This is a genomic window from Streptomyces sp. NPDC002643 (genome assembly GCF_053592555.1).
Window position 1 is genome coordinate 1 of the sequence record NZ_JBSFVY010000018.1, and the last position, 10,500, is coordinate 10,500.

The window sequence follows — 10,500 nt, forward strand, 5'->3', positions numbered from 1 at the left end:
ACCCGCTCGAACAGTTCCCACAACTCATCCGGCACCATGCGCTCGACCATCACCACACGGGCAGACTACCCAGCGCGCCAAATGAGACGACGTCTAAGTGGAGGTGAAGCGCCTCACCCCGACAGTCAGTTCCCCCCTTCAGTCATCAGCGGTTTCACTGCCGCGTTCTTCGGACTTCCGACACATCGGCGCAAAGCGGCCGTCGTGTCGCGGCCCGGCCCCGCCCGCGGAGCCGGTGGATGACCGGGGTACGTCCGCCGTCTCAACGATTCACCCTCCTGGCTCCCGGGGCGCAGGAGGTGCCCCGGGCCCGGTGAGCGGCGTCTGACCAGTAGGACGCCCAGGTGCGCCGTGCTCGCATCCTCCTCGCGAGAAGATCAAGGGTCGGACATGTCACGGATGCGCCGGTCGATGACGGCGGCGATGACCCAGGCGGAGACCGCGCGGTCCAGCCGGTCGGCCAGGTCGACAGAGTCCGGGGGAGGCGGCGGCGAGGTGCTCGCTCGATGCGGCCGGTTCGTACGGTGCGCCGGGCAGGGTCGTCCGTGTTGCCGGTGCCGGTGCCGGTGCCGGTGGCCGTGTGGACGCGTAGATCGCCCGGTTCGAGGCCGACGCCGCGGGGGCTGTCCAGGCGCGCGACGTTCTCGTGGTCCGCGACACCGGGAGGGGCGCTCGCCACGGCTGCGAGGCGGTCCGTCGGCCACCGATGGCGCAGGCCGTTCCGCCGTGGTGGTGAGCGGGTCCGCGGCGTCGGGCCTGCCGAGGACGCCGCGCCAGGCCGGTACGCGAGAAGTGTGTGAGCACGGGAAGCCCCCGGCGGAACTGGGGGAGAGTCCCGGCCGGGGGCGGTTCGGTGGCGGTCCGTGCGTCAGAACGCGGGGATGGCGTTCTTGGCCGCCGAGTTGGCCTCACGGGCCTTGTTGATGTTGCTCTGGAGGTTGCCGGTCAGCGGGAAGTTGGCCTTGTCCCACTTGGAGTTCCACAGGGCGTTGCGCGGCTTGTCGGCCATCTTGTACATGTCGACCAGGGCCGGCTGGTCCCACTGGCCGTTGCCGCGGGCCTTCGGAGCCTCGCCCCACTTCGCGAAGCGGAAGGCGTGGGTGCTGGAGCTGTCCTTGTGGTACACGATCTCGACGCGGTTGTAGTTCTTCTCGCCGGCCAGCTTGCCCATGGGCACCTCGCTGATCGGGTGGGTGCTGAAACCGCCGTGCCGGGAGGCGGACAGGTAGCGGGGCGACTCCTCGCCCTGCTTCTGGAAGACCACGACGGCCTCCCAGTCGTGGCGGTGCCCGAAGTTCAGGCCGTTCTGGGCCTGGTCCTTCTCGAAGTAGAGCGTGTAGACGTATGCGCACCAGCCGTTCTTGCACCACAGTTGCGAGTAGGTGTTGGCCTTGCCGAGGTGGTTGGTGTGGCATCCGCCGGTGATCGACCCGCTGTCCTGGAGGCCGCCGTTGAGGTTCCCGTTCGCGTCGACGGCCGCGGCGGGCAGGCAGCCGTTCGTGTCGTAGTCGAACAACGGCATGTACTTCTTCTGGAATGTGCCCGCGTTCGCCGGCAGCGGGTTCAGGACGGAGGCGTTGGCGCTGCCGCTCAGACCGATCGTCAGCGAGGCGACGCTGCCGAGGACCAGCGCGGCCTTGGTGATACGGGACCTCTTACGGGACGTGGCTGCGGTCGACATCGGGGCTCCTCCAGTTGTTCGGTCTGCCGGGAATCCGGCGGTGCGATACCGAGACTGCGGAGCGGCGGGTTGATCTGCAGCCCTTCTGATCAGGGCAATCAATGGATCGTGGGGTTCCGCGGTGGAGTTCATCCCGTCGTCGGCCCCCGCTCCTGATCCGTTCTGCGTCGTTCACCTCGTGTTTTACGGCTGTTGTGCAGCGGTGCCGGGCAGGCGCCGGCACCTGGAACCGGGGTTTTGATTCGCGCGTCGCCTCTGTCAGGACGATCAAATTCCGCGTTCAGCGGGGCCTTCGGGTGATGTGCATCTCGTTTCCTTTCATTTTTCTGTACATAACCAATGGCGTGCTTGTACGAAAGATTTCGCGGCATATGGTCATCGTCCCGGCATTGGTTCCGTCGGTTGTGTGGAGGTGTGTGAGCATGGGGCGTCCCGAAAGACCACTGGACCCGGTAGCCGGTCCCATAGCCCGGCTCGCCCACGAACTCCGCGAGGTGCGCAAGGCGGCGGGCAGCCCCTCGTACCGGCGCATGGCCGAAGCGGCCGGGTTTTCCGCGACAACGTTGTCGCAGGCCGCGGCCGGCGAAAGGCTGCCGTCACTCGCCGTCGTCCAGGCATACGTCAGGGCCTGCGGCGGTGACCCCGCGGAGTGGGAGCCCCGTTGGAAGGACGCGGAGGCGGAGGCCGCCGAAGCGGTGCGCGAGGAGTCGGCGGACGCCGTACCGCCGTATCGGGGTCTGGCACGCTTCGAACCGGACGACCGGCATCTGTTCTTCGGCCGGGACCGGATGGTCGAGAAGCTGCACCGGCTGGTGCGCGACCACCGGTTCGCGGTGCTGTTCGGGGCATCCGGCAGCGGCAAGTCCTCGCTGCTGCGGGCCGGGCTGATCCCCGCTCTGCGCGAGGAGATCGCCCGCCGCGGCAGCCCGGCGGTGCTGCGGGTGCTCACCCCGGGCGCACGGCCCGCGCAGACGTACGGACACCTCCTGGCCCCCGCCGAGGGCGAGCCGGAGAGCTGGGTGGTGGTCGACCAGTTCGAGGAGACCTTCACCCTGTGCCGGGACCGCGAGGAACGGGCCCGCTTCATCGACCTGCTGCTCGCCGCCCGAAACCCGGCCAGTCGGCTGCGTGTGCTGGTCACCGTACGGGCCGACTTCTACGCCCGCTGCTCCGAGCACCGGGGCCTGGCCGACGCGCTGTCCGGTGCCGGGCTGCTGCTCACGCCGATGACGGCCGACGAGCTGCGCGAGGCGGTGACCAAGCCGGCGCAGGCCGCCGGGCTGCTGGTGGAGCGGGAGCTGACCGCGCGGATCGTCGAGGAGGTCGCCGACCAGCCCGGCGGACTGCCGATGCTCTCCCACGCGCTGCTGGAGACCTGGCGGCGGCGCAAGGGCCGGGTGCTCACCCTGGACGCGTACCAGGCGGCCGGCGGAGTGCGCGGAGCGATCGCGGCGACGGCGGAGGAGGTGTACGAGCAGCTGACCGCGGACCAGGCGCGCACCGCCCGCGGGCTCTTGCTGCGGCTGATCGAGCCGGGCCGCGCCACCCCCGACACCCGGCGCCCGCTGACCCGCGCCGACCTGGCCGAGTGGACCAGCCCGGACGTGGCGGAGGTGGTCGAGCGGCTGGCGCGCGCCCGCCTTCTCACCGCCGACGAGGACGGCGTCCAGCTCGCCCACGAGGCCCTGATCACCTGCTGGCCACGCCTGGCCGGCTGGCTGGGGGAGGACCGCGAACGGCTGCGCGAACAGCGGCGCCTGACCGAGGCCGCCCGCTCCTGGCTGGAGCACGACCGTGAACCCGGCGGACTGTTCCGGGGCAGCAGGCTGGCGCGGGCCGAGGAACTGTTCGGGGACGACGACGGCGCGCTCACCGTGTCGGAGCGGGAGTTCCTCACCGCCGCGCGCCGGGCCCGTGAGGAGGAGCGGCGGACGGCCGCGCGGACGGCCCGCAGGTCACGGGCGCTGCTGACCGCCCTGTCCGCCGTCCTGGCGGTGGCCCTCGTGATCGGCCTGGCCGCCTGGAACCAGCACCGCGACAACGAGAAGCAGCGCACCGACACCGCCGCCCGCCGCATCGCCGCCGTCGCCGACTCCCTGCGCACCACCGACCCGCGCACCGCGATGCTGCTGGGCGTCGCCGCCTGGCGCGTCTCCCCGCTCCCCGAGTCCCGCCGGGCCCTGCTCGGCGCCGCCGCCCAGCCCGAACAGGACGCCTTCACCGACCCCGTCCCCGGGGACGGCCCCCGCCGCTTCCTCACCGCCTCCGGCCGCACCCTGCTGAGCATCGAGGACCGCACGTGGCGGACGTACGACGTGGTCTCCCACCGGCGTACCGGCTCGGGTCGGCTGTCGGCCGACGCCGAGGAGGTGGTCGGGGTGTCCTCCGACGCGAAGGTCATCGCGGTGAACGGCGAGGACGGCGTCCGGTTGTGGGACACGGCCACGCGGGGCTGGACCGGAGGAAAGCCGTGGCCGGAGTACTCCGATGTCGATTTCGGCGACGGTGCCTATCTGGTGACCGGCACCGACGAACGTGAACACCTCCTCTCCCTCACCGACGGCGGACAGCGGTTCGAGAGCCCCGCGGCCGCCGGGGCGGACCTGGCCCCCGACGCCCGTACGGTGGCCATGTGCCCCACCGGCGGCCGGGGCGCGGCGCCACAGGTGTGGGACACCGTCCGGCACCGCACCCTGCCCGGCGACTGGTCGGACGACCAGGACGTATGCGAGGACAACGACTCGATGCTGGTCCTCGACGACGGCGAGCGGATGGCCGCCGTCTCGAAGACCGGCGTACGGGTCTGGGACACCGGCTCGGGACACCAGTTGGCCGACATCACCGTCCCGGACGTCGAGTACACCGCCTTCAGCGAGGACGGCAGGTTCCTGGCGGTGACCGACAGCACGGAGATCAAGGTGTGGCGGCTGTCGTCCCCCGCCGCCCCGGTGTTCCGCCACTCCCTCAACAACCAGTACGTGTACGGCGGGCTCGCCTGGGACAGCGCGGAGCCCGTCCTGCGCTACCTGGAAGGCGGCACGGTGCACTCCCTCGACGTGACGACGACGGTGACGGCGCCTTGGCACGACAGTGAACTGTCCGGCGTCCGGCTCGCCCCGGACGGCCGCACCCTCGTCACCGCCGAGCGCACCGACACGGGCCACCGCTTCCAGCTGCGCGACACCGGCGACGGGCACGTCGTACGGACTCTGCCGTCACCGGCGCTCCCCGTCGCTGTCGAGGGCACGGGTCCCGTCGTCCCCGGTGACACCCTGGCCCTGACGGCGTTCAGCCCGGACGGCGGACTGCTCGCGTACGGCGTCTCGGCGCCGGGCCGGGAGGCGGCCCCGCAACGGATCACGATCTGGGACCTGCGCGGCGACAGGCTCCGGGGCACCCTGGACCTGGCCGCCGCCGACTCGAAGGGGGCTGTGATCGGCCTTGCCCTGGGCTCCGGCGGGCGCACCCTGTACGTCGTGCGCACACCCGCCATCGGCGACCTGAGCGGCGAGGTGTGGGATACGGAGAGCCGTCGCCGCGTCACCGTGGTGACCGGGCTGACCAGCGGACAGCTCGCTGTCCGCCCCGACGGTGACCTGCTGGTCGGCAACGACCGCGTCGTCCGTCTCCCGAAGGGTTCGGTGACCGGGAAGGACCTCGTCCAGGGTGAACAGATCGGCACTCTCGCCTTCAGCGAGGACGGCTCACGGCTGGCCGTGGGTGACGGGACGGGACGGGTCGCGCTGTGGGACGGTGACGTGCGGCACAAGGCCGGTGTCCTGCGTAACGTCTTCCCGGCCCGGCTCGGCGACACCCCGGAGGGAGTCAGCTCGCTGGCCTTCAGCCCCGACGGCCGCACGCTCGCGGTGGGAGGCAGCTCGGGAACGCTCCAGTTGTGGGATGTCGAGACGCGGCAGCCGTTGGGCGGGCCTCTGCCGACGCCGGGTGAGGAGATCGTCTCGGTGACGTTCAGCGACGACAGCGGCACGGTGTTCGCGGCCGGGAGCCACGTCCCGCTCCAGCGGTATGTCGTCGATCCCGAGCGGGTGGCCGAGCGGGTGTGCGCCAGGGTGAGCGGGACGCTGACGCGGGCACAGTGGCGGACCCACGCGCCGGACGTCCCGTACCGGAAGGTGTGCGGGGACCGAGTCCGGTGACGCCGGGGCAAGAAGTTCGCCCGCTTCTCCTCGGTGAGCCGCGCACGGCTTACTCATGAACTGACGGGCGCCAGGTAAACGTCGTGGCGCCCGGGTGCACCGACGTGGCCGGGGGAACGCCGATGGAGTCACTGTCCTGGGACTCAGCATGCCCAGGATCACGCGCACGTCCCTGCTCGTCCGATGGCCCTCGCGGCGGCGGCTTCCGCGGTCGCTCCGGCCGCGTCTCCGGCGTCGGCCACGCACGAGTCGCCCCCTCGTCTCCGGGCTGGAGAGGGGCCATGGCGCCCGAGCGTGGCGTACGTCTGACGCCTGTCAAGTAAACTGTGTGGGTCTTGAGAGGTTCTGACGCAGGTCATGCGGGTGGTGGAGGTAGCGGTGGGAACACGAGTCGCATCTGGTCGACGCCCGGGACGCCCCGGCGCGGACACCCCCGCCGTGCCCGAGGAGCAGAAGATCCTGCTGCTCGGTCTGGAGGCGTTCGCAGAACTGGGTTATGACCGGGCCTCGGCCCGCGAGCTGGCCCGCCGTCTCGGCGTCAGTCACAACTTCATCAATGACCGGTACGGGTCCAAGGCGGCCTTCTGGCGTGCGGTGGTGGACTTCGCTCTGGGGGTGCAGCTGGCTCATCTGCCGCTGGAGGACCCGTCGCTCGACGATGCCGAACGCCTGCGCCGGATCATCACCAGCCTGTATCTGACCGCGGTCGACACTCCTCAGCTGGGGCGCCTCTTCGTGGACGAACTCTCCCGCGACACCGAGCGATTGGAGTACATCTACGAGCACTACATCGCGCCCACCCTGCGGATTCTGGAGCCCAGCATCGAGCGGCTCGTGGCCTCCGGGCGCATGGCGCCCATCCCGATGGACGTACTCTTCTTCGCGATCGTTCCGCCCATCGCCGGAATGGTGGAAGTGCCGTTGGCCCGGCGCCTCGGCAGGCCCGACCCGGCCACCCCGGAACAGCTTGCGGCCACCGCGAACTCACTCGCGGCGCTGGTGGTCAACGGACTTCTGGCGACGAATACGGACAGCCGCAGCTGAGTACGGTTCGGCTGCGGGCTCCCGACGGCTCCCGCGTCAGTCCGCAGTCGTGCCCATGCGCGGGTCTGACCGGGACAGAGCGTGAGCCGAACCGACGGATCGATGCCGGCGCCTTTGATGCCGAGGGTTGCCGCGGGACGGTCGTGAAGAGGGCGGTCAGCCGCTGCCCGGGGGGCAGCGGCTGACGTCCGGTCAGGAAGTGAACGGTGTCGAGCCGTCCTCCGTGACGATGCTCCACAGGTGGTCGGCGGTACCGGTGTCGTCCCACTGCAGGGCCTGTGCCCCGGACGACGTGGACATGTTCTGGATGCCCAGCACCATGCCGCTGTTCTTGTTGACGAGCTTGGCGTAACCGCCCCCGGCGTCGACGATCGACCACAGATGGTCGGCCGTGAGCGTGTCACCCCACTGCAATGCCGTGGCGCCGGCCGTCTTGGAGGCGTCCTTGATGCCGAGTACCTGTCCGCTGTTGGTGTTGAAGATCTTGTAGTAGCCGTTCTCGGCCGGGACGATCTTCCACCAGTGGTTGGCCATGCTGTTGGCGGTCTGCTGCTGTACGGCGCCTCCGGGGGCGATCGAGGAGCCGTTGATGCCCAGCTCCAGGTTGCTGTTCTTGTTGGTGATCTTCACGAGCGGTGTCTCCGGGTACCAGGACTCCAGCTCGGTGACACCGACGAACTTGCCCGCCTGAGGTGTGAAGAGGACCCGGAACTGGGACGTGGTGATCGTCGGGAAGGTCACCTCGTTGGCGTTGTTGGCGACCGGCGTCGCCGGGCTCTTCGTCTGGTTGGGGACGTTCACCCATGAGCCGTTGTTCAGGTACTGCACGGTGTAGCTCGCCGGGACACGGATGTCCGCGCCGTCGTCGTAGGTGTAGAACTTCACCTCGTTGATCTCGCGAGGCGCCCCGAAGTCGACTCCGAGATGGTCGGTGGCGTTCGGTGAACCGGAGTTGGTCCACCGGTCGTCGGGGATCTTGTCGTAGCGAATCCAGCCGTCCGTCGCCCGCAGCGGGGCGTCGAAGGTGGTCGGCTTGCAGGTCTGGCCGCTGTGGCAGTGCGGTCCGTTGGAGACGGTGTTGGTGTAGGAGGCGAAGGCCTTCGGGTACGGCTGGGTGACGGTCCGGCCCAGCCAGTCCTGCTCGGCGGTCAGCGGGTTGGCGGCCACGTTCATCAGCCGGGCGGGCTGCGCCGGGCTGACCGGGGCGGCGACATTGACCGTGGTGTTGCCGACCGTCGCGGACTGGTGGATGCGTACGCCGTCCTGGAAGATCTGCAGACCACTGCCCTTGCCGTAGTGCGAGCCGTCCCGGTCCCAGCGGATCGAGTACGTGTGCCCGTGGTACGGGAGGCTCTCCACCGCGAAGTAGTCCCAGCCGGACGGGACCAGCGGCTTGAGCACCAGCGTGTTGTTCGCCTGCGGCTTGATGCCCAGCAGACCGCTCAGCACCAGGTCGTTGAAGCTGGAGTGGTTGTAGTGCTCGCTGAAGTTGAACCCGTCGTAGATCCACTCGCCGGTGTCACCGTTGGCGGCCTCGGCGACGTAGGGCTTGCCGTCCTTGTGCTGGAGGTCGGCGAACTGCGCCAGCATCGTCTGGTAGTCGGCCTTGGTGACGTAGCTCTGCGCGGGGTAGTCCTGGAGCAGGTTCGCCAGACCGGTCAGGATCTGGCTCGTCTGGTACGGCCAGCTCGGGCCGTTCCAGTGGCAGCAGTTGGCGTCGTCGCGCTTCTGCTCGGCGGGGATCGCCTGGTAGTTGAAGTACGGGTTGGCGGTGATCCGGTCCAGCTCGGCGAAGCCCGTGCCCTTGGTGAACTTCAGTGTGTTGGCCCCGGTCTTCATGGGGACCCGCACGGTGACGGACTTCGTCTCCGAGAACTGGCCCCAGCTGCCGCCGGGGGCATAGCTGACCGTGACCGGGTTGGCGGTGTCGCCGTTCACGACGACCTGGTGCGTCGAGGTGCCGGAGGTGGCGTTGGCGTAGTGGACCGTCACCGGGTACGTGCCGTTGCCGGGCGCGTCCACGGTGAAGGTGACCGAGCTGTCGTCGTAGTCGATCTGCCCGATGTACTTGCCGTTGGAGGCCGTCGAGGAGTCGTGGGTGTTCGCGTGTACGACGGTGGCCTGCTCGGCCTCGAAGTCGTGCACCCGCTCCAGCGTCGTGGGCCCGAACGGCGCCTTGAACCGCTTGGCGTCGGTCAGGTACTTCCACGCCGACGAGTACTGCGCGTCGGGGAGGTTGAACGCCCAAGGGGCGTATCCCATCGCCTCGCGCCAGGTCGTCCTGGTCTGCTTCAGGGTGCCGTTGGTGTTGTCGGTGTTGTAGACGTGCATGAAGAAGTTCCGCTGCGGGTCCCAGAGCGAGTTCTGCACGGCGGCCTTCAGCTGCGCGGCCTTGGCGTCGTACTCGTCCGCGGTCGCGGTGTCGCCGTTCAGAGTGGCGATCTTGCTGATCGCCTGGGCGGCGCTGAACATGTACGCGTTGATCGTGGGCCGGTAACCGCGGCCGCCGCTGAACCAGTTGCTGCTGTGCATCGACGTTTCGGTGTACTCCGTGGCGTCGGACAGCGGGGTCTGGTGGTACAGGTCGCTGGTCGAGGCCGTACCGTTCACCGTGATGTCGTTGGTGAAGTTCGAGTCCCACCGCTTGTACAGGGCGATGAGGTGGGGGAGAGCCGACTTGATCTGTGCCGCGTCACCGGTCACCAGATAGCGCTGGTACGCGGCGCTGGTGATCCACTCGCTGAAGTTCCGCACACCCGAGTTGCCCGCACCGCGCAGCCAGAAGTCCAGGTAGTCACCGGCGTAGTCGCGGTTGTGCAGCCAGCGCCCGTCCAGCAGGTGGTAGCCGGCCGCGTCCGGCAGCGCGGTGTACGGGTTCCCGGCGTAGCCGATCGGCACGTCGTACTCGGTCGACACGTACCCGGTGCCCGGCACGGTGTAGCGCAGGGCGCGTTTGTAGGTGCTCCAGCGGTAGTAGTAGACCTCGTCGATGTCGTTGTCGGGGGTGTCCAGGAACGGGATGTTCGCCTTGTACCACTGGCGCTCGTCGAGCTGGTTGGCGGCGAGAATCGCGTCCTTGTCCAGGGCGACCGCGTTGGGATCGTCGGCGGCCAGAGCGGGGGACGCGCCCGGGCCGGCGCTCAGCAGGCTGATGGACAACACCGAGCCGCACAGGGCGGCCAGGGCGCGGCTGCTACGTCTGAGACGCATAGAGGTGTCCTCCATTGGGCACTCATGCGGTGGATGAATGTTCGAAATTGCGAACATTGTTCGAAATTCTGCGAGACGGTAATGACGGGCCTGAAGAGAAGTCAAGAGGCCTGACGCGGGGAATTCAGGGCGCTGTGGGAAAGGAACGCGCACAGTGATTCCGGCTGGTGAGCGGCAGGCAAGGCGTCGCCACGACCCGGTCGCTCGACGGACGATGCGCGCGCTGACGGGGCGGGCGCTGACGGGGCGGGCGCTGACGGGGCGGGCGCTGACGGGGCGGGGGGGGGGGGGGGGGGGGGGGCCCCGGGGGGGGGGGGGGGGGGGGGGGGGGGGGGGGGGGGGGGGGGGGGGGGGGGGGTTGTTCGCGCAGTTCCCCGCGCCCCTGAAAAAGCGGGGGGCTGCGCCCCT

4 protein-coding genes are annotated in these 10,500 nt (G+C 69.6%); 2 read left to right on the forward strand and 2 right to left on the reverse strand.

What is annotated here, in order from left to right; genetic code table 11:
- Window positions 1-868 precede the first annotated feature (868 nt).
- Entirely contained in the window at window positions 869-1,681 is an 813-nt protein-coding gene (locus tag ACWD4G_RS26180; RefSeq protein ID WP_451297425.1) for an NPP1 family protein, read from the reverse strand.
- A gap of 422 nt (window positions 1,682-2,103) precedes the next feature.
- Between ACWD4G_RS26180 and ACWD4G_RS26185 the strand changes: the two genes are divergently transcribed.
- Window positions 2,104-5,838, forward strand: a complete 3,735-nt coding sequence (locus tag ACWD4G_RS26185) for an nSTAND1 domain-containing NTPase (protein ID WP_451297427.1) — start codon at window positions 2,104-2,106, stop codon at window positions 5,836-5,838.
- Window positions 5,839-6,276: 438 nt separating this feature from the next.
- Window positions 6,277-6,882 (forward strand): TetR/AcrR family transcriptional regulator, encoded by a 606-nt coding sequence (locus ACWD4G_RS26190; RefSeq protein ID WP_451297429.1) that lies wholly within the window; start codon window positions 6,277-6,279, stop codon window positions 6,880-6,882.
- A gap of 192 nt (window positions 6,883-7,074) precedes the next feature.
- On the opposite strand, the gene ACWD4G_RS26195 is transcribed toward ACWD4G_RS26190, so the two are convergent.
- Entirely contained in the window at window positions 7,075-10,092 is a 3,018-nt protein-coding gene (locus ACWD4G_RS26195) for an MGH1-like glycoside hydrolase domain-containing protein (RefSeq protein WP_451297431.1), read from the reverse strand.
- Between the last annotated feature and the right edge of the window lie 408 nt (window positions 10,093-10,500).

Excerpts from the sequence above, each read along its gene's own strand:
- ACWD4G_RS26180 (WP_451297425.1), bottom strand. The coding sequence starts at position 1,681 with ATGTCGACCGCAGCCACGTCCCGTAAGAGGTCCCGTATCACCAAGGCC.
- ACWD4G_RS26185 (WP_451297427.1), top strand. The coding sequence starts at position 2,104 with ATGGGGCGTCCCGAAAGACCACTGGACCCGGTAGCCGGTCCCATAGCC.
- ACWD4G_RS26195 (WP_451297431.1), bottom strand. The coding sequence starts at position 10,092 with ATGCGTCTCAGACGTAGCAGCCGCGCCCTGGCCGCCCTGTGCGGCTCG.